We start from the raw sequence: 24,795 nt of genomic DNA on the forward strand, positions 1-24,795 counted from the left end.
GGCCGGCACTTTGAACGAAAAATCGCGCGCGTGTCTATGGCCTCAGTCGCATAAGCCAAATGATTGCAATCATTTGCCCGGCCGCTATGCATCGGGCCAGTAGCATCATGCAAATTTGCGCTTACTCGTCAGCTTCGACCTCGCCGTCACCCGTCACCTCCATAGCGGCAAGGCTGCGCTCGAGTTCGCCTAGCATGTCCTGCAATTCGGCGAGCTTGCGCGCGCCATAGCGATCGGTGATCTCGGCGTAGATCGCTTCCGAAGTGGGCGCGACGGCCTCGATCAGCTTCAACCCCTTGGACGAGATCGACACCTCGCCGCGGCGGAGATCGGCCTTGGCGGTCCGCCGCTCGATCAGATCGCGCGCTTCGAGATCCCGCAGGATACGCGACAAACTCGGACCCAGCAGGAATGCGACGCGCGCCAGTTCGGTCACCTCGATGGTATCCACCGCCGTCAGCGCGCGCAGGATACGCCATTGCTGTTCGGTTAGCCCGTGATTGCGCAAGGACGGACGGAACTGGCGCATCACGGCTTCGCGCGCGCGTAAAAGCGACATCGGCAGCGAACGCGAGAACTCGCGCATCGGCATGCGGCGGGCCTCCATCGTTTCCTCCTGGTCCGAACGCGATCCGTCCGGCGATTTCTTGCCTGCCATTTTCAGTGGTCCGCCATCGGGAATTCGCGACTCTGCGAAGGATAGAGTTTTGCGGCGCAACAAGCATCAAATCAGTTTGCGCCGGATAACTTAACATGTTAAACAAATTTCAGCACCCGCTTTTTGCTGATTGAGCCGGACGCCTCCCATGGCCCTTTCCAAAGACGAAATCCGAAGTGCCGCCGAGCGGCTCGATGCGGCCGAAAAGACCCGCAAGCAGATCCGCCAGCTTTCGCTCGAACATCCCGGCATAACGATCGAAGATGCCTACGCTATTCAAAAGGTGTGGGTCGAAATGAAGGTCGCGCAGGGGCGCACCGTCAAGGGCCACAAGATCGGACTGACATCGAAGGCGATGCAGAGCGCGCTTAATATCGACGAGCCGGATTCCGGCATCCTGCTCGACGACATGTTCTTTGCAGATGGCGGGCTGGTGCCATCGGACCGCTTCATCGCCACCCGCGTCGAGGCCGAGCTCGCCTTTGTGATGAAGTCGCGGCTGGCTGGACCGGACTGCTCGATGTTCGACGTGCTCAACGCCACCGATTTCGTGGTGCCCGCGCTGGAAATCCTCGACACTCGAGTCGAGCGCGTCGACCCGCAGACCAAGGCCACCCGGAGAATCTTCGACACCATCGCCGACAACGCAGCGAATGCTGGCATCGTGCTCGGCGGCCGCCCGATCCGGCCGATGGACGCCGACCTGCGCTGGATCGGCGCGCTGTGTTTCCGCAACGGCCAGCTCGAGGAGACTGGACTTGCCGCCGGCGTCCTCAACCATCCCGCCACGTCGGTGGCGTGGCTGGCCAACAAGATTGCGCCGAACGGGCTGGCGCTCGAAGCCGGGCAAGTGGTGCTGGCGGGATCGTTCATCCGCCCGATCGAGACCCGCAAGGGCGACACGATCCAGGCCGACTATGGACCCTACGGTTCAGTGAGCTGTTACTTCGCCTGATGCTTTTGGGATCACTGGAGCCATCGCAACATGCCGCACTTCACGATTGAATATTCAGGCAATCTCGATGGCCGCGTCGACATGGGCGCGGTGGTGGAACTGGTCCGGAAGGCTGCCGTCGAGACCGGCATCTTCCCGCTCGGGGGCATTCGCGTCCGCGCCATCAAATGCGAGCACTATGCGGTCGCCGATGGCCGCGAGGCTTATGGCTTTCTCGACATGGTGCTGCGGCTTGGCGCGGGCCGCGATCTCGCCACCCGCAAGAAAGCCGGCGAACATATTTTCAAGGCGCTGTCGGCCTATCTTGATCCGGTATTTGCGAACCAAAAGTTCGCGCTGTCGTTCGACATGCAGATCAACGACAAGGAAACAAGCTGGAAGCGCAACAACATCCACGAAGCTCTGAAAGTGGAGGCTATCCATGGATAAGGCGACACCAAAGGACCTGTTTCAGGCCAATCGCGACCGCGCGGCTCCTCTGCTCGCCAAGCTGAAGAGCGAAGGCATCGGGCACATGATCGACGGCAAGACTGTGCCGTCGGTCTCCGGCCGGACATTTGAGACGAAGTCCCCGGTCGATGGCGCGGTGCTGGCGTCGGTCGCCCGCGGCAACGCAGAAGACATCGACCGCGCCGCAACCGCCGCCGCAACGGCCTTCAAATCCTGGCGCGACATGTCCGCCGCCGCGCGGAAAAAATTGCTGCATCGCGTGGCCGACGCGATCGAGGACAACGCCGATGACCTCGCGGTGCTGGAATGCATCGACACCGGTCAGGCGCACCGCTTCATGGCCAAGGCCGCAATCCGGGCCGCGGAGAATTTCCGCTTCTTCGCCGACAAATGTGGCGAGGCCCGGGACGGCCTCAACATGCCCTCCGAGGAGCACTGGAACATCTCCACCCGGGTGCCGATCGGCCCGGTCGGCGTGATCACGCCGTGGAACACGCCGTTCATGCTGTCGACCTGGAAGATTGCGCCTGCGCTGGCTGCCGGCTGCACCGTCGTGCACAAGCCGGCGGAATGGTCGCCGGTTACGGCAGACCTGCTGACGAAGCTCGCGAAACAGGCCGGCCTTCCCGACGGCGTGCTCAACACCGTCCACGGCATGGGTGAGGAAGCCGGCAAGGCGCTGACCGAACATCCCGCGATCAAGGCGATTGGCTTTGTCGGCGAGAGCTCGACCGGTTCGGCGATCATGGCGCAGGGCGCCCCTACCCTGAAGCGGGTCCATTTCGAGCTCGGGGGCAAGAACCCCGTGATCGTGTTCGACGACGCCGATCTCGAACGCGCACTCGATGCGGTGGTCTTCATGATCTACTCGCTCAACGGCGAGCGCTGCACCTCCTCCAGCCGGCTGCTGGTCCAGCAAGGTATCGCTGATAAATTCATCGAAAAGCTGACCGCAAGGGTGAAGGCGCTGAAGATCGGCCATCCGCTCGACCCGGCGACCGAGATCGGCCCCCTGATCCATGAGCGGCATCTGGCAAAAGTCTGCAGCTATTTCGAGGTCGCGCGAAAGGATGGCGCCACCATCGCGGTCGGCGGCAGGCCGCATGATGGCCCCGGCGGCGGACATTACGTGCAGCCGACGCTGGTCACCGGCGCGCACTCGAAGATGCGGGTGGCGCAGGAGGAAGTGTTCGGCCCGTTCCTCACCGTGATCCCGTTCAAGGACGAGAAGGACGCCATCGAGATCGCCAACGGCGTGCAATACGGCCTCACCGGCTATGTCTGGACCGGCGACATGGGCCGCGCGCTGCGCGTGGCGGATGCGCTGGAGGCCGGCATGATCTGGCTCAATTCCGAAAACGTCCGCCATTTGCCGACGCCGTTCGGCGGCATGAAATCCTCAGGCATCGGCCGCGACGGCGGCGACTACTCGTTCGAGTTCTACATGGAAACCAAGCACGTCTCGCTCGCCCGCGGGACGCACAAGATTCAGAGACTGGGAGTGTAACAGCCACCGTCGTTCCGGATGGTGCGTAAGCACCAAACCTCAGATGTGCAATTGCGCATCGGGGAACCTCGAGATTCCGGGTTCGATGCTGCGCATCGCCCCGAAATGACAAAGCCAGGGAAACGCCTATGCCCGTTCCGACACACACATTCACCCCACCCTTCAACATCATCCGCTGCAGCCACGCCGTGCTTGATGTCGTCGACCTCAGCAAAAGCCGCGCCTTCTATGAGACTACCGTCGGCCTTCACGTCGAGGACAGCGACGACAAGACAGTGTACCTGCGCGGCAGCGAGGAGCATCAGCATCACTCGCTGGTGCTGCGGAAGGCGCCGGCCGCCGCCTGCAATCGGCTCGGCTTCAAGGTCGGCAATGACGGCGATCTCGACAAGGCCGCGACCTTCTTTTCCGAGAATGGCATCCCTTACGCGTTCGCCGATCAGCCGTTCCAGGGCCGCACCCTGCAGTTCACCGATCCCGCCGGCTTCCAACTCGAGCTCTATGCGTCGATGGACAAGCGCCCGCACCTGCTGCGGCGCTACGATCTCTACAAAGGCTGCCATCCGCAGCGGCTCGATCATTTCAACATCTTCGCGCCCGAGGTTCAGGGCACCATCGACTTCTATGCGCGGCTCGGCTTCCGGCTGACCGAATATGGCGAGGAAGACGGCCCGAACGGGCGGATCGCGGCGGCCTGGATGCACCGCAAGGGCAATGTCCACGACTTGGCGATCACCAACGGCCGCGGCCCTCGCCTGCACCATTTTGCCTATTGGGTGCCCACGGCGATGAACGTGCTGCATCTCTGCGACGTGATGGCTTCAAGCGGATATCTGAAGAACATCGAGCGCGGCCCGGGCCGCCACGGTATCTCGAATGCATTCTTCCTCTATGTCCGGGACCCGGACGGCCACCGGCTCGAACTCTACACCAGCGACTACTTCACGGGCGACCACGACCACGAGCCGCTGCGCTGGTCGCTCAAGGACCCGCGCCGGCAAACACTGTGGGGCGCGCCGGCGCCGCGCTCCTGGTTCGAGGAGGGTTCGCCTTTCACGGGGCAGGAGGTTCGCGATCCGCTCTTCGTCGCCGATGTCACAATTGCGGATTGATCGGATGGCCCTCCCCGTCTCGCTACCTTCACCGTCAACGGCGCGCAGAAATACGGCGCCGTGACCGATGCCGGCATCGTCGACCTCTCGGCGCGCATCGGAAAGGAATACCCGACGCTGCGCGAAGTCATCGCCGCCGGCGCGCTGATGAAACTCGCCGAAGACGCGGCGCGCCGTTCGCCGGACCATGCACTCGATGCGATCAATTGGCAGCCGCCAATCCCCTCGCCGGAAAAGATCATCTGCATCGGCGTGAACTACCCCGACCGCAACGCCGAATACAAGGACGGCCAGGACGCGCCGAAATATCCGAGCATGTTCATGCGCACGCCCCGCTCCTTTGTCGGCCACAATACGCCACTGGTGCGCCCGCGCGCTTCGGCGCAGCTCGATTACGAGGGCGAACTGGTGCTTGTGATCGGCAAGGCCGGCCGGCATATCAAGGAGAGCTACGCGCTGGACCACATCGCCGCCGTCACGCTCTGCAACGAAGGCACCATCCGCGATTGGGTGCGGCACGCCAAGTTCAACGTCACCCAGGGCAAGAACTTCGATTCCACCGGCAGCCTCGGCCCGTGGCTCGTGCCCTACACCGATGAAAGCCAGATTGCGGACATCCGCCTCACCACGAAGGTCAATGGCGAGACGCGGCAGGACGACCGCACCGGACGGTTGATCTTCAGCTTCCGATACCTCATCAACTATCTCTCGACTTTCACCACGCTGATGCCCGGCGACGTGATCGTGACGGGAACGCCGACCGGCGCCGGTGCGCGGTTCGATCCGCCGCGTTATCTCAAGCCAGGCGACGTCATAGAGGTTGAAGCCGAGGGCGTCGGTGTGCTCAAAAACGGCGTCATCGACGAAGCCTGACAAATCCCGCGAGCGAGTGGACAGAACCATGAAATCAACTTCCGGCGGCGAAGCGATCGTCAATGGCCTTGTCGCGCATGGCGTCGACACGGTGTTCGGCCTGCCCGGCGCGCAGATCTACGGCCTGTTCGACGCCTTTCATCAGGCACAGTTGAAAGTGATCGGCGCGCGGCACGAGCAGGCCTGCGGCTACATGGCCTTCGGCTATGCACGCTCATCGGGCAAACCGGGCGTGTTCAGCGTGGTGCCCGGTCCGGGCGTACTCAATGCCAGCGCGGCGCTGCTCACCGCGTTCGGCTGCAACGAGCCGGTGCTCTGCCTGACCGGGCAGGTGCCGACCGCGTTTCTCGGCAAGGGCCGCGGCCATCTGCACGAGATGCCGGACCAGCTTGCGACGCTGCGCACTTTTGTGAAATGGGCCGAGCGAATCGAATATCCCGACGCGGCGCCCTCCGTCGTGTCGCGCGGGTTTCAGGAAATGCTCTCTGGGCGCCGCGGTCCGGTGTCGCTGGAAATGCCGTGGGACATCTTTACGCAGCGCGCCCAGGTCGGCGCGTCAGCCGTGTTCGATCCCTTCCCGGCGCCGCAGCCGGATCCCGACCGGATCAAGGCGGCAGCGGCGCTGATCAAGGACAGCAAGCGCCCGATGATCTTCGTCGGTAGCGGCGCGATCCATGCGCGCGAGGAAATCCTCGAACTCGCCGAGATGATCGATGCGCCTGTCGTTGCGTTCCGCAGCGGCCGCGGCATCGTCTCCAACGCGCACGAGCTCGGGCTGACCATGGCGGCCGCCTACAAGCTCTGGCCGAACACCGATCTGATGATCGGGATCGGCACGCGCATGGAGCTACCGGCCTCGGGATTCCGCTGGCCGTACCAGCCGAAGGGATTGAAGTCCGTTCGCATCGATATCGATCCGGCCGAGATGCGCCGGCTTGCATCCGATGTCGCCGTGGTCGCGGACGCGAAAGCCGGCACGGCCGATCTCGTGGCTGCTGTGAAGAAGGCCGGCTACAGCAGAACCAGCGGCCGGCGCGGTGAAATCCGCGAGGCCACCGCGACGGCGCAGCAGGAGATCCAGAAGGTTCAGCCGCAAATGGCCTATCTGAGCATTCTGCGCGAGGTACTGCCGGCCAACGCGATCGTCACCGATGAACTGTCGCAGGTCGGCTTCGCCTCCTGGTACGGCTTTCCAGTCTACGAGCCGCGCACCTTCATCACTTCGGGCTATCAGGGCACGCTCGGCTCCGGCTTCCCGACCGCGCTCGGCGCCAAGGTCGCCAACCCGGACCGCCCGGTGGTCGCGATCACGGGCGACGGCGGCTTCATGTTCGGCGTGCAGGAATTGTCGACCGCCGTGCAATTCAAGATCGGCGTGGTGACGCTGGTGTTCAACAACAACGCCTATGGCAATGTGCGGCGCGACCAGCGCCAGCATTTTGACGGACGCGTCGTGGCGTCCGACCTGGTCAATCCGGACTTCGTGAAGCTGGCCGAATCCTTCGGCGCGGGTGCTGCGCGGGTAACTTCGCTGGATCAGTTCCGGCCCGCGCTGGAAAAGGCGCTGGCCGACGGCGGGCCTTACGTGATTTCTGTGGAGGTGCCGACGGATTCGGAAGTGAGCCCGTGGGCGTTCATCCATCCGCCGAAGAACGCTTAGGCCTGCTTTCCACGCCACCGCGCTGCATCCGCGAGGCTGCGATCACCAGCAGTCCCGCCCCCGCCACCGACCAGCACGCCACCGGCGCCCACTGCAACAGCGGCGCGTATTCCGGCAGTTTCTGCAGGCCGCCGGCCACCGCCGCCATCCGCGCAAAGGTCGCGAGCGCCAGTGCGGAGAACACCAACCCAACCACCTTACCCTCGGCGCCGGTCTCCCCGATTGCGAGCGCCGCCGAGACTGCGGCCATCAGCATGCAGCCCCAAGCGGCACCGGCCAGGAATTGCGCCGCAATCAGGATATTGAGATTGCCGGCCATTTCCGCGCCCAACACGGCCAGCGCGCCGAGCAGGCCGGCAGCACCCATCACGACAAGCCCGCCGCGGTGCTTGACCACGACGCTTGCCGGAAACATCGCGATGTTGAAGCCGATCCAGAACACCGGCATCAGCCATGGCAATTCGTCCGGCTTGGCAAACCGCAGGAAGAACGGCGTGCTGTTGATGGAAAAATGCAGTTGATAGCCGAGCGAGAGGATGACCATCGAGGCGATGAAGAACATCGGTACCGGGCCGAGCGGTTTCGCAGGCGCAACCGGTTGCTTTGCGACGGCAGGTGCCTGCGCCAGATCGCGCTCCACCTTCGAGAGTGCCAGCGCGGTGAGCAGCAGCACCACGCCCGAGATCACGAAGGGTAGCCGTGGATCGTGGTTGCGCAGCACCACGCCGAGATAGGGCGATACCGCGCCGGCCAGCCCGTAGCCGAGCATCGTCAACGCCGACAAAAACGGAATCGCCGGCCGCGCGGCGTATTTGCCAAGCAATGTCAGCGGCGGCGCGCGCAGGGCCGATGACGTCACGACCCAGATCAGGATCAGGGCGATGAACCAGACCTGCGCGCCCGGCCCCGTACCCGCCACGAACGGCAGCGCGACAAAGGCCGCGCAGGAGATCGCGGTTAGCACGCTCACGAACGCGCCAAGCTTGCCGACGAACGGGGCGATCTTGTCAGCCGCAATGCCCATCGCGGTATCGGTGATGGTGAAGATCGCCTGGTCCAGCATCAGGATCAGGATCACGGCCGATGGCGCGATCCCGACGTCGGCGCACAGTTTTGGCAGGTAGATGACGTAGGTGGTCCAGCCCAGCGTGAACACGAGTTGCAGCACGGCAAGATAGACGCCGGTGCGGTTGGCGGTGGTACTGGACGTTGCTTCTGTCGTGCTCATTCTGGCCCCCTGCATTTGGAGCATAGACCAAGGGACACTTTACTGGAAAGCGATCGTGCGCCTTTCGTGCCCCGGATGCTGCGCAGCGCCACAGGCACGTTTACGCGCGTCTTCGACGCGGCGCAGCGTTGCCACGCTGCACCGCGTCTGGGACACGCATCACCGCGCTTTGCGAAAAGTCAGGTTGATGCGCTGGCGCCCCACCACGGCGTGTTCGCCGTCGGCCAGCGGCGCGACGCCATGAAAGAACAGCCGCGACGGTCCGCCCCAGACTACGACATCGCCATGCTCGAGCCGGTAGCGCTTCGGTTTGTCGGCGCGCTTCGGGCCGCCGAACAGGAAGATGGCGGGCAGGCCCAGCGATACCGACACGATCGGCGCGGCGAAATCCCGCTCGTCCCTGTCCTGATGCAGCGACATTCGCGCGCCGGGGGCATAGCGGTTGATCAGGCAGGCATCGGGCGCGAAGTCGGCAAAGCCAGCCCCGGCAGCCGCCTGCACCGCAAGTACGCGAAAGACCGGCGGCATCGCCGGCCAAGGCTGGCCGGAGTTCGGATCAATGCCGTCATAGCGATAACCGCTGCGGTCGGTCACCCAGCCGGCACTGCCGCAACTGGTCATGGCCATCGACATCTGATGGCCACCAGGCGTGAACATGCGCCGGAACGGCGCTTGCGCCACGATCACGCGCAGCGCCGCAATGATCTCACTCTCGAACGGCCTCGCAAAGCCGCGCAGCAATACCGCACCCTCTGCCATCGCTTCGCACGATGCGCGCACATCGGGAACAGCTTCGAACAAATCCGCAGTCAATTCAGTCCGCTCTCACTTGGCGTCGTGAAAGATCACGCCGACGGTATGCCGGTGACCGGAACGGATCCGGCTGACGCCATGGCGCAGGTTAACGCGATAGGGCCCTCGCGTCCCCTGCACCGGGCGGTGATGCACAGCAAACGCCACCGCGTCGCCCTGCCTCAGCGGAACTACCTCGGGCCGCGACTGCATCCGCGGCCGCTGCTCCGTCAGCACGAACTCGCCGCCTTCGAAATCGCGACCCGGTTCCGACAGCAGGATCGCGACCTGCAACGGAAACACGTGTTCACCATAGAGGTCCTGATGCAGGCAGTTGTAATCGCCCTCGCCATATTGCAGCAGCAGCGGTGTCGGCCGCGTCTGTCCGGCGCCGTGGCAACGTTTCAAAAACGCCTCATGCCGATCAGGATAGCGAATGTCGATTCCCATCGTCTCGTTCCAGCGATTGGCGATACCGCAGAGCCGCACGTAGAGCGCCGGCCGCAACTGTGCGATCAGATCGGGCAGTGGATAGGCAAAATATTTGTATTCGCCGCGGCCAAACCCGTGGCGCCCCATCACGATGCGGCTGCGGAAATTCTTGTCATCGGGATAGAGCGCGGCCAGCGCGGCGCATTCTTCCGGCGATAGCAATCCCTTCAGCACGGCGCAGCCCTGCGCGTCGAGATCGGCGTCTACTTGCGCCCATTCGATGGCATCGACGCGAGCGGCGATATCGGAGGACGCGGGATGCCTGAGAATTTTTGCGGTTGTTTTCATGACGGCTAGTCTCGCAAGCCATTGCGCCCTTCGCCACCCGATTTCCGACGCCCCCTCGCCACGTCGTCCCTGCGTTCGCAGGGACTAGTCGAGCGGTGGCTCCAGCTAGCCACAACAACGAATAAAAGTGGTTATGGGTCCCTGCGTTCGCCGGGACGACGGCTAGCCCAGCACTGGCAGCGCGATCACGTCATATCCATGGCTGATCTTCCGCTTCAGCACGGGATCCTCCAGTTCGAACTCGAAGCGATCAGCGGGCCGGATGCCGCCCTTGGCCGCAAAGGTACCGCCGAACATGGCGCAGCCGTCGGGCAGGCCCTTGCCGCCGAACCCGCGGTCGATCAAATCCTTGACCGGCAGCATCGCATCCAGCGTACCTTCCTGATAAAGCACCCGCGCGCCGCCGATGACGGCCCAGGAGCGCAGGATCAGCTTGTCCCAGTGACCGATGACCTCCTCCAGTTCCCACAGCACCGACGCCACCGGCTTGTCGCACATTTGTTTTGACACGGTGACGCTGTAGCTCTCCACCTTGCGGTCGGTATGGTCGGAGCCGCAGCCGACAAAGATGCGGCCCTGCCAGCCGATCAGCACGAACTCGACCTCGCCGCTGGAATCGCCGCCCGTTACCTCGATGCGATCGTCCTGGGTAATCCGCCGGGCCGAACATCGATAGTAAATCGGCGTCGTTGCGGGGCGTGCGATACCGATCGCTTCCAGTTCGGCGATATGCTTGTCGCGCGCCACCGGATCGCGCCCGGTCCAGCCGGCGATCACGGCCTGCTCGATCGCCAGCGTCAGCGGCGTCAGCATGCCCTTGTCGTCGACGTTGAAGGTGAGATCAAACACGGATGATATCCTCCATTCCGGCCGCCAGTTCGAAGATGCGGCGGTCCGATCCGCCGGCGGCTGCGAGCATCAGCCCGACCGGAACCTCGCCGTCGCGATGCGCCGGCAGCGAGATCGCGCAGCCGTCGAGCATGTTGATCAGCGTGCAGTTGCGGAGCGACCGCAGATTCTGCGTGGCAAACAGCTTGTCGTCGGCAACGAGGTCGGCGATGACAGGCGGCGCATTCGCCGTGGTCGGCAATACCAGCGCGTCGTACGGCGCGATGCGCTGTTCGGTGCGCGCGATGAAAGAACGGCGCGCGCCGACGATATCGATATAGTCGGCGGCGCTGATGGCCTCGCCGCGCAGGATCCGGACGCGAACACGAGGATCGTAGACATCACCCTTGCTCGCGATCAGATAACGGTGCCAGGCATAGCTTTCCGCCGCGGCAAATCCGCCCTTGCTGTTCATGACGGCGACATCGTCGAATTCCGGAACTGCAACCCGTTCGATCAGCGCTCCCTCGCGCGACAGCGTCGCCAGCGCGCGCTCAAAGGTTTTCGCGACGACATCGTCGAGGTCGTCGAGCGCGACCGTGGTCGGCACAGCGAACCGCATGCCCCTGACCGGGCGCGGCTGCAACGGCTTCACCGCTTCATCGGCGAGCACAGCATCGAGCACCGCGCAGCAGCCGACGGTACGGGCGAGCGGCCCAAAACTGTCAAGCGAGGACGACAGCGGCACGCCGCCATCGAGCGGCACGCGGCGTTGCGTCGGCTTGAAGCCGACAATGCCGTTGAAGGCCGCCGGAATCCGGCAGGAGCCGCCGGTATCGGTGCCGAGCGCGCCATAGGCCATCCGGTCGGCGATCGATACTGCAGCCCCCGAGGAGGAGCCGCCGGGCACGTGGCCGACACCGCGATTGAACACGCTCTTCGGCGTGCCGTAGTGCGGATTGATGCCGATGCCGGAATAGGCGAATTCGGTCATATTGGTGCGGCCGATCACGATGAAGCCGGCCCGGCGCAGCCGCGCGACCACGGGCGCATCGGCTTCGGCCGGCGCAGAATCTTCCAGCGCGCGGGATCCGGCGCGGGTCACCTGTCCCTTGATGTCATAGAGATCCTTGATCGAGACAGGAATGCCGGCATAGGGCGACGGCGCAGCGCCCGCTTTGCGCAAATGATCCATTGCATCTGCGGTGGCAATTGCCGCGTCCTTGTCGACGTGAATAAAGGTCCGCGTCCCCTCGCCGGCGGGATCGGCAATCCTTGCCAGGCACTCTTCAACCAGTTTGCGCGCGGTGGTGCGTCCGGCATCGAGATCGGCGGCGAGACTCGCAAGCGTCGGATGGTCAGGCATGGCTCTCTTGTTCGTTTGCTCTGGATGCTTCCGTACCCGAAAGCATCCCGTTGAGAAGTGTTCCGACAATTTACCGTCGCGCGGACTATCTCCGATGAGAGGCTGGCATACAAGCGCTCTCGGGCGCTGGAATGCGGCCATGCAATCACCGCTGCCGCTGGACCGTTGACGGCCCACAGTCAATGTCGCATCAAGATCGCAACAAGCGGGCAAGCGCCCGACTTCTTCAAGGAGAAATCGCCGACATGGCCGAGCCCGCCCGCGCGAGACCGAAGCCCACACCGGAGACCCAGCATTTCTGGGACGGCACGCAGGCCGGCGAATTGCGCCTGCAGCGCTGCGACGCCTGCGCCAATGTCTATTTTCCGCCGCGCCCGTTCTGCCCGTCCTGCGCCTCGCGCAAGGTTTCCATCTTCAAGGCCAGCGGCAAGGGCAAGCTCTACAGCTATGTGATCAACCACCGGCCGGCAGCGCCCGGCTTCACCCCGCCTTACGCGATCGCGGTCGTCGAGCTCGACGAAGGTCCGCGCATGATGAGCAACGTCATCGATTGCCCGCAGACGCCGGAGGCGCTGGAGCTCGACATGAAGCTCGAGGTCGCGTTCGAAAAGCTCGACGACAAGATCACCCTTCCCATGTTCCGTCCGGCGAAGGGTTGAGCACCATGCGCAGGAATCAAATTGCCGTCGTCGGCGCTGCCGAGACCACTGAGCTCGGCGTCATCCCGAACATGTCGCAGATCCAGCTCCACGCGGATGCGGCGCTCAATGCCATCGCCGATGCCGGGCTGAAGCTGTCCGACATCGACGGTATTGCGACCGCCGTAGAAACCCCGCAGCAGATCGCGCACTACCTCGGCATCACGCCGACCTGGGTGGACGGCACTTCCGTGGGCGGCTGTTCGTTCATGCTGCATGTCCGCCATGCAGCGGCCGCGATCGAGGCCGGGCTCTGCAAGACCGTGCTGATCACCCACGCCGAGAGCGGAAAATCGATGATCGGCAAATTGCCGCGCTCGATCCCCGCTGATAGCCTGCAGGGCCAGTTCGAGGCGCCGTTCGGCGTCTACGGGCCGCCCAGCATGTTCCCGATCCCCGTGCTGCGCTACATGAAGACCTACGGCATCACCCATGAGCAGATCGCCATGGTCGCCGTGGTGCAGCGCGAGTGGGCCGCGAAGAACCCGCGCGCGACAATGAAGGACCCGATCACGGTCGAAGACGTGCTGAACTCGCGGATGATCGCCTACCCGTTTCGCCTGCTGCAGTGCTGCCTCGTCACCGATGGCGGCGGCGCGCTGATCCTGACCTCGGCCGACCGCGCCAAGGACTTTCCGAAGAAGCCGGTCTACATATTGGGCACCGGCGAGAGCGTGGAAACGCCGATGGTCAGCCAGATGGAGACATTCAACTCCTCGCGCGCCTTCAGGGTCGCGGGGCCGACTGCGTTCAAGGAGGCCGGCATCACCCATAAGGACGTCGATCATTTGATGATCTACGATGCCTTCGCGCATCTGCCGCTGTATGGCCTCGGCGATCTCGGCTTCATGCCGCACGAAGAAACCGGCAAGTTCATCGCCGACGGCAACACCCGCCCCGGCGGCAAGCTGCCGCTCAACACCAATGGCGGCGGATTGAGCTACATGCATTCCGGCATGTACGGCATGTACGCGCTGCAGGAAAGCGTCCGCCAAATGCGCGGCATCGCGCCCGCGCAGGTCCAGGACGCGAAGATTTCGGTCTGCCACGGCGTCGGCGGCATGTTCGCGGCGTCAGGCACGATCATCTTTACGAACGAGAAGTAACACCCTGTCGTTCCGGGGCGCGCAAAGCGCGAACCCGGAATCTCGAGATTCCGGATCTGGTGCTTCGCACCATCCCGGAATGACGGGGACAACCGGAGACTCCCAATGACAAAATCACTGCAAGACAAGGTCATCATCGTCACCGGCGCCGGTCGCGGCATCGGCCGCGAGATCGCGCTGCTCTGCGCCGCGGAAGGCGCAAAAGTCGTCGTCAACGATCCCGGTGGCGCCGCCGACGGTGCCGGCTCGAGTGCAGCTCCCGCCGAGGAAGTGGTCGAGGAGATCAAGAAGCGCGGCGGCACCGCCGTCGCCAATTTCGAGTCGGTGGCGGAAGCGATCCCGGCGAGCAAGATCGTCAAGACGGCGACCGATCATTTCGGCCGGCTCGACGGCGTCGTCAACAATGCCGGCATCTTGCGCGACATGATCTTCCACAAGATGAGCGTCGAAGCTTTCGAGGCCGTCATCAAGGTCCACCTGATGGGCTCGTTCTATGTCAGCCACGCCGCGGCAAGGCTGTACCGCGAACAGGAGAGCGGCTCCTTCGTGCACTTCACTTCGACCTCGGGCCTGATCGGCAATTTCGGCCAGGCCAACTACGCCGCCGCCAAGCTCGGCATCGTCGGCCTGTCGAAGTCGATCGCACTCGACATGGGCCGCTTCAACGTGCGCTCGAACTGCGTCTCGCCTTTCGCCTGGACCCGCATGATCGGCACCATCCCGACCGAGACCGAGGCCGAGAAGGCGCGCGTGGCGAAAATCCAGCAGATGGGACCGGAGAAGATCGCGCCGCTCTGCGCCTATCTGCTCAGTGACGCCGCCAAGGACGTCACCGGACAGATCTTCGGCGTGCGCATGAACGAGATCTTCCTGTTCAGCCAGAATCGTCCGCTGCGCTCGGTACAGCGGAGCGAAGGCTGGACGCCGCAGACCATCGCCGAGCACGGCATGCCGGCGCTTGCGGGATCGTTCTACAAGCTCGACCGCTCTGCGGATATCTTTACGTGGGATCCGATCTGACAGAAATGTAGGATGGGCAAGGCGCACTTTTGCGCCGTGCCCACCATCCTTCCGAGATCGTCAGCTTGAATGGTGGGCACGCTTCGCTTTGCCACCCTACCAAGCAGCTCGCCATCGCGGGTTGTTTCACCGCAGCCCGCCCGCTTTATGCCGGAATGCGAGCCGATGTTTTCCTTCCAACAAAAACGTGGGAGGAAATCATGACAACCTCACTGACCTTTTCCGATTCCCAACAACAAGGCGGCGGTTTTGACCGTCGCAAGATATTGACGGGCGCGGCAGCGCTTGCCGCTTCCGCCGTGACGATGAAGACGGCCTCTGCCGCCTCCGTAGCGCCGCTCGGCCAGACCGGCGCGCCGACCACGGCAACGCAGCCCCTGCCGCTCGGCCCGCTTCCCGGCGCCCGCTATCCAGACTCTCGCCTGGAGTCGATGAAGAAACCGAAGGTTTCGTTCGGGCCGACAGGCTTTCCGGCCTTCGCCGGCACCATGGCGGTCGAGCGCGTCGCGACCGGATTCCGCTGGGCCGAAGGCCCGGTCTACTTTGCAGCCGGGCGTTACGTGCTGTTCTCCGACATTCCCAACAACCGCATCATGCGCTTCACGGAAGACGACGGCCACCTCAGCGTCTATCGCCAGCCGTCGATGAACTCGAACGGCAACACCATCGACCGCGAAGGGCGCCTGATCACTTGCGAACACAGCGGCCGTCGCGTCACCAGGACCGAACTCGACGGCTCGATCACCATCATTGCCGACAAATACAACGGCAAGAAGCTGAACTCGCCGAACGACGCGGTCGTCGCGGCCGACGGTTCGATCTGGTTCTGCGATCCAGCCTACGGAATCGGCGGCTACTACGAGGGCATCAAGGCCGATCCCGAGCAGGAAAAGAAAAACGTCTACCGGGTGGATCCGAAATCCGGCGACATCAAGATGGTGGTCGATGACTTCGTGCAGCCGAACGGCCTTTGCTTCTCACCTGACGAGAAGAAGCTCTATATCTGCGATACCGGCTTCACCGACGGACCGGATAACCCGTCGCATATCCGCGTGTTCGACGTGGATCTCGGGGCCGGAAAGCTTTCGAACAGCAAGGTCTTTGCGGACATGCCCAAGCCCAGCATTACCGACGGGCTGCGCTGCGACACCGCGGGGCGCCTTTGGTGCTCGGTGGGTTGGGGCGATCCGAATGAGGACGGCGTGCGCTGCTACACTCCTGACGGCGATCTCCTCGGCAAGATCCACATACCGGAAACTGTCGCCAACCTATGCTTCGGCGGCCAGCAGCGGAATAGGCTCTACATCTGCGGCTCGTCATCGCTTTATGCGGTCTACACAAGTGCGCAGGGTGCGATGAAGCCATGAACGCGAAGGGCGCTGATCGCTAGGTGCGATCTCCACCACGAGTCGTCCCTGCGTTCGCATGCGTTCGCAGGGACGACAGCCGAGGTTTGCTCCCGTCACCCGCTGTTTCGCAACCCCGCCGATATCCCGTTGATGGTAAGCTGAATCCCGCGCAGCACCTGCTCGTCCGGATTATGCGAGCGATGCTCCTTCAATAGCTCTACCTGCACGTGGTTGAGCGGATCGAGATAGGGAAAGCGGTTGCGGATCGAGCGTTCCAGCAGCGGGTTACCCTGCAGCAGCCGTTCATGTCCCATGATATCGAGCAGGCTCTCAATGGAGGAATGCCATTCGCGCCGGATGCGCCCAAAGATGCTCTCGCGCAACTTCACGTCAGGCACCAATTCGGCATAGCGCGAGGCGATCGCAATCGAACTCTTGGCCAGCACCATGTCCATGTTGGACAGCAGCGTGCGGAAGAACGGCCATTCGCGGTAGAGCTCCTGCAAGAACGGCATGCCCTGCTCCGGATGCTCCGCGATCCAGATCTCGACCGCCGAGCCGAAACCGTACCAGCCCGGCAGCATCAGCCGGCATTGCGCCCAACTGAACACCCAGGGGATGGCGCGGAGGTCCTCGATCTCGCGGGTCTTCTTGCGCGACGCCGGGCGGCTGCCGATGTTGAGCGTCGAGATTTCGGTGATGACCGTGGAGCCCCAGAAGTAATCGGCAAAGCCTTCGGTCTCATAGACCAACCCGCGATAGGCCTTGAATGCCAACGCCGACAATTGCTCCATCGCGGTCAGATATTCTTTTCGCGGCGCGCTCTGCCGGGGATGCAACAGGCTCGCCTCCAGCGTGGCCGCGGCGAGGATTTCCAAATTGCTGCGGCCGACCTCCGGGTTGGAATATTTGCTGGAGATGATTTCGCCCTGCTCGGTGATGCGGATCTGTCCGTTTACCGCACCTCCCGGCTGCGCAATGATGGCGTCATAGCTCGGCCCGCCGCCGCGGCCGACCGATCCGCCGCGGCCGTGAAACAGCCGCAAGCGCAGGCCGTGGCGCTCGAACACATCGACCAGCTCGATTTCGGCCTTGTAGAGCTCCCAGCCCGAGGTGACGAAGCCGCCGTCCTTGTTGCTGTCGGAATAGCCCAGCATCACTTCCTGGATGCCGCCGCGGCTGTCGACCAGCCGGCGGTAATCGTGCAGCGCCAGCATCCGGTTCATGATGCCGGATGAGGCCTGCAGATCCTCGATGGTCTCGAACAGCGGCACGATGTTGATGGCGCTGCGGCCGGAAGGATTGACGAGGCCGACCTCCTTCAACAGCACCGCCACCTCCAGCATGTCCGACATCCCCTTGCACATGGAGATGATGCATTGGTGGATCACGTCGGGGCCGAAGCGCGCATGAGCTTCGGCGGCGGCGCGGAACATGGCGAGTTCGCCGAGTGTTTCTTCGCTGTACTTGACGAACACCGAGCTCAGCGGCCTTGCACTGCGCAGCTCGCGCAGCAGCAGATGGACGCGGGCCTCCTCGTTCAGTGCCAGATAGGACATGCCGGGGATGGCGGCATCAAACAGTTCCGCGACCGTGCGCTCGTGCACCGCGGAATTCTGCCTGATGTCAAGTCGGGCCAGATGAAAGCCGAAGCAATCCACGGCACGACGTAGCAAGCGCAACCGTCCCCGCGCGATCACGCCCGAATTGTTCGCAATCAGCGATCGATCCAGCACGTCGAGATCGGCCTTGAACTCCTTCACGCTTGCATAAGGCGCGGCCTCGCCAACCGGACGACGCGTCGTCTCGACCTCGAGCTTTGCAGCGGTCGCGGTCAACCTTGCATAGATGCCCGATACTGCCAGCCGATACGGTTCGCCGCTCCTGTGCGGCGAAGTATCCGGCGAGCGCTCGGCCAGCGCGCGCAACTCGTCCGAAATGTCGGCAAGGTGCGCCGCCAACGACAGTTCCGAGCCGAGAACGTGCAATTCCTCCAGATAGAAGCTCATCACCCGGCTCGACTGCAGGCGCAGCGTGCCGCGCATGACGTCGGCGGTGACAAAGGGGTTGCCGTCGCGGTCGCCGCCGATCCAGCTTCCCATGGTCAGGAACGACGCCAGCTCGCCGGGCGTACCGCCCTCCTCCTGGTTCAGCCGGTCTTCCAGCGCGCTATGCAGCCGCGGCACTTCATGGAGGAAGGTGTAGTCGTAGAATGACAGGCCGTTGGCGACTTCGTCGAGCACGGTCAGCTTGGTCCGCCGCAGCAGATTGGTCTGCCACAGCGTCAGCACAGCGCGGCGCAACTGCTCATCGCAGGCCTCGGCCTCCTCCGGCGTGAGCTGAACGCGTTCGCGCCGGTCGAGCAGTGCGGCGATCTCCATCTCACGGTCGAATGTGCTCTTGCGGCGGACCTCGGTCGGATGCGCGGTCAGGACCGGGCTGACTTGGGCGCCCTTAAAGAATCGCCGCAGCTCGACCGCACTGATCCCCGCCGCCTTGGCATGCGCCAGCGTCTGGGTCAGCGCGCTCGCCCGCGGCCCGCCGGGACCACGCCCGCGCATCTGGCGGATGTTGTTCTGGTCCTCGGCGATATTGGCGAGATGGGAGAAATAGCTGAAGGCGCGAACGATCCGCACGGTGTCGCTGATCGACATGCTGTCGAGGATGGTCTCGAGTTCGCGCCGCGCCAGCTTGTCCTCGTCGCGATGGAACCGGATCGAGGTCTGCCTGATACGTTCGACCAGATCGAAGACGTCAGCGCCTTCCTGATCGCGGACGGTATCGCCGAGAATCCGCCCGAGCAGGCGAATGTCGGTCCGCAGCCGCGCATCCTCCTCCAACGCCAACGATTCATCGGTACGGTTGAACCGGATCTCGATCTCGGAAGGCATGGTCTGGGAAGACATTGGCTGGCCACCTCAAACTGCCCGGCTCTTCCGAGTGTGCAATTTTTTTGCCGCAGTGCAAGATAAAGATGGAGGCGGTGCCTATTGTCTCTGCCCTTGCGTCGTCCCCGCGAACCGCCGGGACCCCATACTCCGTGTCCTCTTTTAGGGCACTCTGGGAGAGTCCTTTTGCGAACCCCACGGCCTGTGGTTATGAGTCCCTGCGTTCCGCAGGGACGACAGGATGCTAAATCCTCCGCCCTGCCCGCTCCCAATAGGGATCGCGCAGGCGGCGCTTGAAGATCTTGCCGGAATCCTCCCGCGGCAGGTTGGACTGGATTTCGATGTGTTTTGGCACCTTGTAGTCGGCCAGCGCGACCTTGAGCTGGCTTCGGATAGAAGCCGGGTCGAGCGTCACCGCCGGCTGCGGCTCCACCACAGCCATCAGCGCCTCGCCGAATTCAGCGTCGGGAATGCCGAACACCGCGCAGTCATGCACCCCCGGTATCGCGTGCAACGCGGCCTCAATCTCAGCCGGGTAGATGTTGACGCCGCCTGAAATCACCATGTCGCGCTTGCGGTCGCAGATGAAGACATAACCGTCCGCGTCGATGTAGCCGACGTCGCCCGAGGTGATGAAACCTTCACGATCGATCTCGGCGCGCTTTTCCGGCTTGTTGTGATAGGTAAAATCAGGGTTCCCGGCGATGCGCGAATAAATCTCGCCGATCTCGCCCTGCGGCAATTCGCGGCCGTCATCGCCGATGAAGCGCAGTTCCGCGCCCGGCGCGATCTTGCCGACGGTGCCGGGCTTCTTCAGCGCGTCCTCGGACGTCGCAAAGGTCACGGCGCCGGACTCGGTCGATCCGTAGAATTCGTAGATGATCGGTCCCCACCACTCGATCATCGCGCGCTTGACGTCGGCGGGACATGGCGCGGCAGCATGGATGACGTGGCGCAGGGACGACATGTCGTACTTCCTGCGCACTTCCTCCGGCAGCTTCATCAGCCGGATGAACATGGTCGGCACCATGAAGATGGTGTCGATCTTCTCCGTCGCGACCACGCGCAAAAATTCTTCCGCATCGAAGCGCGGCATGATCACCAGTGCGCCGCCGAGGCGGCCGGCGCGCAGGCCGAACGAGTTCGGCGCGGAATGATAGAGTGGCCCCGGAAGCAGCGCGCGGGCGCCGGGCTTGAGGCCGTAGATCAGCGCGCGCATGCGCTCGGCGTTGGCGCTCTGTTCGGGCGTCGGCGCAAAGCGGCGCACGCCCTTGGGATGGCCTGTCGTGCCCGAGGTGTAGATCATGTTCTGCGGCTGCGGCACCGCCGGCCCGTCATAGCGCGGATGTAGCTTGAGCCAGGATTCGAAATCGATCGCGAAGTCAGGCGTCGTCAGATGATCCGGATTGATTTTGTAGTTGGCGATGATCTCCGGCGGGGTCGGCACGCTGAGCGCCGTGACGCCTTGCGGAATCGCCTCGCGCAACTGATGCAGCATGTCGGCATGCGCGATCAGCACGGATGTGCCGGAATCCTTCAGCACATAATTGATCTCTTCCGGCTTGAAGTGCCAGTTTACAGGCACGCCATAGGCGCCGAGCCGCATCGCGGCATAGGCCGCCTCGATGAAGGCGATGTCGTTGCGCATCAGCATGGCGACGCTGTCGCCCTGCTTGACGCCGAGCTTTTGCAAGCCGCTGGCGATGCGCTCTGTGCGCTCGGCGATCTCGCCGTGGTCGCGCCGGCGCTCGCCGCTGATGATGCCGTGGAAGAGTTGGGAGGCTGACATTGTCTCTTTCCGATCTGGTGTCGGGTTTGAGTGACTTTCATGGTGAGGAGCGCGTCTTCGCGCGTCTCGAACCATGAGGCCACAGACGGGCCCGCATCCTTCGAGACGGCGCTTTCGCGCCTTCTCAGGATGAGGGGCTCATATTACCCAACATCCGCAAACCGCGGCGCGCGCTTCTCCATATTGGCGCGCACGGCTTCGGTCTGGTTCGCGCTGCCGAGCAGTTTCTGCTGCTCGACGGATTCGGCCAGCAGCGCCGGAGCGGGATCAACGGACAACTTGTTGAGCATGCGTTTGGCGGCGCGAATCGCATCGGGACTCTTGCCGGCAATCTCGCGCGCGACCTCGAAGGCCGCCGCGCGCGGATCGTCGCAGATCCGCGTCGCGAGGCCATAGCTCATCGCTTCCTGCGCGGAGAAGATGCGGCCGGTATAGGTGAGTTCGCGCAGGACATCGTCGCGAACGAGGCTTGCGAGAATGGGCGTGCCGGCCATGTCGGGCACCAGGCCCCATTTGATCTCCATGATCGACATCCGCGCGTCTGGTGTGAGGAATCGCATGTCGGCGCCGAGCGCGAGCTGGAAGCCGCCGCCGAACGCCACGCCCTGGATCGCGGCAATCACCGGCACCGGAAGCTGGCGCCAGCCCCAGACCGCCTGCTGCGGAAAGTTCGCGATACCATGCGTGCGTGCAGTGAGGTCGCGCTTCTCGCCGCCGGCGATCCCGTTACCGCCGCTTTCCTTCATGGCCTGAAAGCGTCCCATATCGAGGCCGGCGCAAAACGCCCGCCCTTCCCCGGACAATACTACCACCCGGACGCCCTTTTCGTGGGCCAACCGCTCGGTCGCGGCCACCAGCGCCTCAAACATCGCGGCATCGAGCGCGTTCATCTTGTCGGCACGCACCAGCCGGACATCGGCAATGCCGTCCGAAATCGAGATCGAGACGCGCTGCTCCATGAAAAATCTCCTCAGTTGCTGCTTTACAGAAAGGCCGTTGTCCGGTTTTAGTCAATCGACCAATTAACAGACAATCCCGTGGGTGGAAACGATGTTCAACGATCAGCTTCTCGCCGGGCGACGCATTCTGGTGACCGGAGGCGGCACCGGCCTCGGCAAATCCATGGCCGCGCGGTTTCTCCAACTGGGAGCCGAGGTCCACATTTGCGGCCGCCGCAAGATCGTGTGCGACGAGACCGCGACCGAATTGATGGATCTTCACGGCGGGCGCGTGGTCAGCCACGGCGTCGATATCCGCAATGCGATGGCCGTCGACGAAATGATCGAACAGATCTGGGCCTCGGGGTCCCTTACCGATCTCATCAACAATGCCGCCGGCAATTTCATCTCGCGTTCGGAAGAGCTCTCGCCGCGCGGCTTCGACGCCGTCGCCAACATCGTGATGCATGGCACCTTCTACGTGACGCACGCGGTCGGTCGGCGCTGGATCGCCGCCAAGCAACGCGGCAACGTGGTGTCGATCACGGTGACCTGGGTGCGCAACGGATCGCCCTATGTGGTGCCGTCGGCGATGAGCAAGTCGGCGATCCACGCCATGACGATGTCGCTTGCGGTCGAATGGGGCAAGTACGGCATCCGCCTCAACACCATTGCGCCGGGGGAAATCCCGACCGAGGGCATGAGCAAGCGCATCAAGCCGGGCGACGAGGCCGGCGCGCGCACGCGGGCGCAAAACCCGATGGGCCGCGTCGGCACCATGGAGGAACTGCAAAACCTCGCGGTGTTCCTGATCTCCGGCGGCTGCGACTGGATCAATGGCGAGACCATCGCCATGGACGGCGCGCAAGCGCTCGCGATGGGCGGCAATTTCTATCAGTTGCGCGACTGGAGCGACGACGACTGGAACAAGGCGCGCGACTCGATCAAGGCGCAAAACGAGAAGGACCGCGCCGCAAGGGGGTAGGTTGTCGTCCCTGCGAACGCAGCGCCCCATAGCCACCGTCGTTCGTTTTGTGAAGGCTACTAGCCGCATCGGCTCACCGATAGGCCGCGGCGTATGGGTCACTGCGCCGAGTGCGCGATTGCGCACGGAGGCAGGGACGACAGAGCCGTATTGTCTTTGTCGCGCGATACCGCCAAACTCCACGCAACGATAACAAGACGATACGGGAGAGACATGTCCGCACCGGAGCAATTGACGAACCTTGCCGACATGGTACGCGATCGCGCCAGAACGCGCGGCGACGCCATCGCCTATGAATTCGAGGGACGCCAGACCACGTTCGCCGACTTCGATATCAGCACCAACCGCGTTGCGAACGCGCTGATCGGGCTTGGTGTCAAGCCGGGCGAACGCATCGCCTATCTCGGCAAGAACAGCGACATCTATTTCGAACTGCTGATGGGCGCGATGAAGGCCAAAGTGGTGATGGCGCCGGTCAACTGGCGGCTCGCCGGCCCCGAGATCGCGTTCATCGTCGGCGATTGCAAGGCGCCGGCGCTGTTCGTCGGGCCGGAATTCATCACGCAGGTTCGCAACATCCAGGTGCAATTGCCCGACGTGCGCCACGTGATCACGACCGAGGGCGGCGCGCCGGAATGGCAGGATTTTATCGCCTGGCGCGACGCTGCCAGCGGCGACGATCCGAAGGTGCCGATCAGTCCGAAGGACATCGCGATCCAGCTCTATACCTCGGGCACCACGGGCAAGCCGAAGGGCGCGATGCTGTCGCACGCCAACTTTCTCAATCTGGTGAACGCCGGCAGCGAGGCCGAGAAGCCCGAATGGAACAAATGGTCGGCCGACGACGTCTCGCTGGTAGCGATGCCGGTCTTCCACATCGGCGGCTCCGGCTGGGGCGTGATGGGGCTTTATCACGGCGCCAAGGGCGTGATCGCCCGCGAGTTCGATCCGACCAAGGTGCTGGACTTCTTCGAGCAGTCCGGCATTACCAAACTGTTCATGGTGCCGGCCGCGATGCAGTTCGTGGTGCGGCAGCCACGGGCGCGGCAGGTCGATTTCTCCCGCCTGAAATATATGCTCTACGGCGCCTCGCCGATTCCGACCGCCCTGCTGAAGGAGTGCATTGAAGTGTTCAAGTGCGGCTTCGTGCAGTTGTATGGCATGACCGAGACCACGGGCACCATCGTCGCCCTGCCGCCCGAGGATCATGTCGAGGGACTGGAGCGCATGCGTTCCGCCGGCAAGGCGTTGCCCGGCATCGAGCTTGCGATCATCGACCCCGACGGCAAGCGGCTGCCGCCGCGCCAGGTCGGCGAGATCGCCACCCGCTCGGGCTCCAACATGGTCGGCTACTGGAACCTGCCGGAAGCCACCGCCAAGACGCTCGGCAGCGACGGCTGGTTGCGCACCGGCGATGCCGGCTACATGGACGAGGACGGCTACCTCTACATCCACGACCGCATCAAGGACATGATCATCTCCGGCGGCGAGAACATCTACCCGGCCGAGGTCGAGAGCGCGATCTGCGATCATCCTGATGTCGCCGAAGCCGCGGTGATCGGAATCCCCGACGATAAATGGGGCGAAGTGGTGAAGGCGATCGTGGTGATGAAGCCGGGCAAGCAGGAGAGTGCCACCGACATCATCAATTTTACGCGCGAGCGCATCGCGGGCTTCAAGACGCCGAAATCGATCGACTTCATGGAGGCGCTGCCGCGCAATCCGTCGGGGAAGATCTTGCGGCGGAACCTGCGCGAGCCGTACTGGGTGGGCAAGGACCGGCAGGTGAATTGAGTCCTCCTCTTGTCGTCAC

The 24,795-nt window shown here is 63.5% G+C and carries 21 protein-coding genes; 12 read left to right on the plus strand and 9 right to left on the minus strand.

Going from position 1 to position 24,795, the window contains the following annotated elements; genetic code table 11:
* Window positions 1–121: 121 nt before the first annotated feature.
* Complete coding sequence (gene hpaR / locus LMTR13_RS28435) at window positions 122–658, minus strand: homoprotocatechuate degradation operon regulator HpaR (protein ID WP_065730663.1); 537 nt, start codon at window positions 656–658, stop codon at window positions 122–124.
* Between the two features lie 148 nt (window positions 659–806).
* On the opposite strand from hpaR, the gene hpaH reads away from it, so the two are divergent.
* The 6 genes from hpaH to LMTR13_RS28465 all read left to right on the plus strand — a co-directional run bounded on the left by hpaH (window position 807) and on the right by LMTR13_RS28465 (window position 7,215).
* The gene (hpaH, locus tag LMTR13_RS28440) at window positions 807–1,613 is read left to right on the plus strand and encodes a 2-oxo-hept-4-ene-1,7-dioate hydratase (RefSeq protein ID WP_065730664.1); all 807 of its coding nucleotides are present in this window, start codon (window positions 807–809) and stop codon (window positions 1,611–1,613) included.
* A gap of 30 nt (window positions 1,614–1,643) precedes the next feature.
* Window positions 1,644–2,042 carry a 5-carboxymethyl-2-hydroxymuconate Delta-isomerase gene (locus LMTR13_RS28445; protein WP_065730665.1) on the plus strand — a complete coding sequence of 133 codons (399 nt, stop codon included), beginning with the start codon at window positions 1,644–1,646 and terminating at the stop codon, window positions 2,040–2,042.
* On the plus strand, window positions 2,035–3,570 hold the full coding sequence (gene hpaE, locus LMTR13_RS28450; RefSeq protein ID WP_065730666.1) for a 5-carboxymethyl-2-hydroxymuconate semialdehyde dehydrogenase: 1,536 nt from the start codon (window positions 2,035–2,037) through the stop codon (window positions 3,568–3,570). The genes LMTR13_RS28445 and hpaE overlap by 8 nt, the downstream gene beginning before the upstream one ends.
* A gap of 128 nt (window positions 3,571–3,698) precedes the next feature.
* On the plus strand, window positions 3,699–4,682 hold the full coding sequence (gene hpaD / locus LMTR13_RS28455; protein ID WP_065730667.1) for a 3,4-dihydroxyphenylacetate 2,3-dioxygenase: 984 nt from the start codon (window positions 3,699–3,701) through the stop codon (window positions 4,680–4,682).
* 60 nt (window positions 4,683–4,742) lie between these two features.
* Window positions 4,743–5,555, plus strand: a complete 813-nt coding sequence (locus tag LMTR13_RS28460; RefSeq protein ID WP_065730668.1) for a fumarylacetoacetate hydrolase family protein — start codon at window positions 4,743–4,745, stop codon at window positions 5,553–5,555.
* A 28-nt stretch (window positions 5,556–5,583) separates the two neighbouring features.
* Entirely contained in the window at window positions 5,584–7,215 is a 1,632-nt protein-coding gene (locus LMTR13_RS28465) for a thiamine pyrophosphate-dependent enzyme (protein WP_065730669.1), read from the plus strand.
* Here the strand turns inward: LMTR13_RS28465 and LMTR13_RS28470 are convergent.
* From LMTR13_RS28470 to LMTR13_RS28490, 5 genes are all read right to left on the minus strand, one after another.
* The gene (locus tag LMTR13_RS28470) at window positions 7,190–8,443 is read right to left on the minus strand and encodes an MFS transporter (RefSeq protein WP_065730670.1); all 1,254 of its coding nucleotides are present in this window, start codon (window positions 8,441–8,443) and stop codon (window positions 7,190–7,192) included. The genes LMTR13_RS28465 and LMTR13_RS28470 overlap by 26 nt on opposite strands.
* A gap of 159 nt (window positions 8,444–8,602) precedes the next feature.
* The gene (alkB, locus tag LMTR13_RS28475) at window positions 8,603–9,256 is read right to left on the minus strand and encodes a DNA oxidative demethylase AlkB (protein ID WP_065730671.1); all 654 of its coding nucleotides are present in this window, start codon (window positions 9,254–9,256) and stop codon (window positions 8,603–8,605) included.
* 12 nt (window positions 9,257–9,268) lie between these two features.
* Window positions 9,269–10,015, minus strand: a complete 747-nt coding sequence (locus LMTR13_RS28480) for a 2OG-Fe(II) oxygenase (protein WP_065730672.1) — start codon at window positions 10,013–10,015, stop codon at window positions 9,269–9,271.
* Between the two features lie 162 nt (window positions 10,016–10,177).
* Entirely contained in the window at window positions 10,178–10,864 is a 687-nt protein-coding gene (locus LMTR13_RS28485) for a DUF2848 domain-containing protein (protein ID WP_065730673.1), read from the minus strand.
* Complete coding sequence (locus LMTR13_RS28490) at window positions 10,857–12,209, minus strand: amidase (protein WP_065730674.1); 1,353 nt, start codon at window positions 12,207–12,209, stop codon at window positions 10,857–10,859. The genes LMTR13_RS28485 and LMTR13_RS28490 overlap by 8 nt, the downstream gene beginning before the upstream one ends.
* A 245-nt stretch (window positions 12,210–12,454) precedes the next feature.
* On the opposite strand from LMTR13_RS28490, the gene LMTR13_RS28495 reads away from it, so the two are divergent.
* The 4 genes from LMTR13_RS28495 (at window position 12,455) to LMTR13_RS28510 (ending at window position 16,400) form a co-directional block, all read left to right on the plus strand.
* Complete coding sequence (locus LMTR13_RS28495) at window positions 12,455–12,868, plus strand: Zn-ribbon domain-containing OB-fold protein (protein ID WP_065733036.1); 414 nt, start codon at window positions 12,455–12,457, stop codon at window positions 12,866–12,868.
* Window positions 12,869–12,873: 5 nt separating this feature from the next.
* The gene (locus LMTR13_RS28500) at window positions 12,874–14,013 is read left to right on the plus strand and encodes a thiolase C-terminal domain-containing protein (RefSeq protein ID WP_065730675.1); all 1,140 of its coding nucleotides are present in this window, start codon (window positions 12,874–12,876) and stop codon (window positions 14,011–14,013) included.
* Window positions 14,014–14,118: 105 nt separating this feature from the next.
* Complete coding sequence (locus tag LMTR13_RS28505) at window positions 14,119–15,033, plus strand: SDR family oxidoreductase (protein ID WP_065730676.1); 915 nt, start codon at window positions 14,119–14,121, stop codon at window positions 15,031–15,033.
* A 431-nt stretch (window positions 15,034–15,464) separates the two neighbouring features.
* Window positions 15,465–16,400, plus strand: a complete 936-nt coding sequence (locus tag LMTR13_RS28510) for an SMP-30/gluconolactonase/LRE family protein (RefSeq protein WP_083219513.1) — start codon at window positions 15,465–15,467, stop codon at window positions 16,398–16,400.
* 95 nt (window positions 16,401–16,495) lie between these two features.
* Here LMTR13_RS28510 and ppc read toward each other — a convergent pair whose 3' ends face one another.
* The 3 genes from ppc to LMTR13_RS28525 all read right to left on the minus strand — a co-directional run bounded on the left by ppc (window position 16,496) and on the right by LMTR13_RS28525 (window position 22,018).
* A complete protein-coding gene (gene ppc, locus LMTR13_RS28515) occupies window positions 16,496–19,288 on the minus strand; it encodes a phosphoenolpyruvate carboxylase (protein ID WP_065730678.1) in 2,793 nt (930 codons plus the stop codon).
* Between the two features lie 226 nt (window positions 19,289–19,514).
* On the minus strand, window positions 19,515–21,059 hold the full coding sequence (locus LMTR13_RS28520; RefSeq protein ID WP_065730679.1) for an acyl-CoA synthetase: 1,545 nt from the start codon (window positions 21,057–21,059) through the stop codon (window positions 19,515–19,517).
* Between the two features lie 143 nt (window positions 21,060–21,202).
* On the minus strand, window positions 21,203–22,018 hold the full coding sequence (locus LMTR13_RS28525; RefSeq protein ID WP_065730680.1) for a crotonase/enoyl-CoA hydratase family protein: 816 nt from the start codon (window positions 22,016–22,018) through the stop codon (window positions 21,203–21,205).
* Between the two features lie 91 nt (window positions 22,019–22,109).
* Here LMTR13_RS28525 and LMTR13_RS28530 point away from each other — a divergent pair, with 91 nt between their 5' ends.
* Together LMTR13_RS28530 and LMTR13_RS28535 are read left to right on the plus strand one after the other, a co-directional pair.
* The gene (locus tag LMTR13_RS28530) at window positions 22,110–22,982 is read left to right on the plus strand and encodes an SDR family oxidoreductase (RefSeq protein WP_065733037.1); all 873 of its coding nucleotides are present in this window, start codon (window positions 22,110–22,112) and stop codon (window positions 22,980–22,982) included.
* Window positions 22,983–23,195: 213 nt separating this feature from the next.
* Window positions 23,196–24,776, plus strand: a complete 1,581-nt coding sequence (locus LMTR13_RS28535) for a fatty acid--CoA ligase (protein WP_065730681.1) — start codon at window positions 23,196–23,198, stop codon at window positions 24,774–24,776.
* The last annotated feature ends 19 nt before the right edge of the window (window positions 24,777–24,795 follow it).

This window comes from Bradyrhizobium icense (assembly GCF_001693385.1).
Lineage (GTDB): Bacteria > Pseudomonadota > Alphaproteobacteria > Rhizobiales > Xanthobacteraceae > Bradyrhizobium > Bradyrhizobium icense.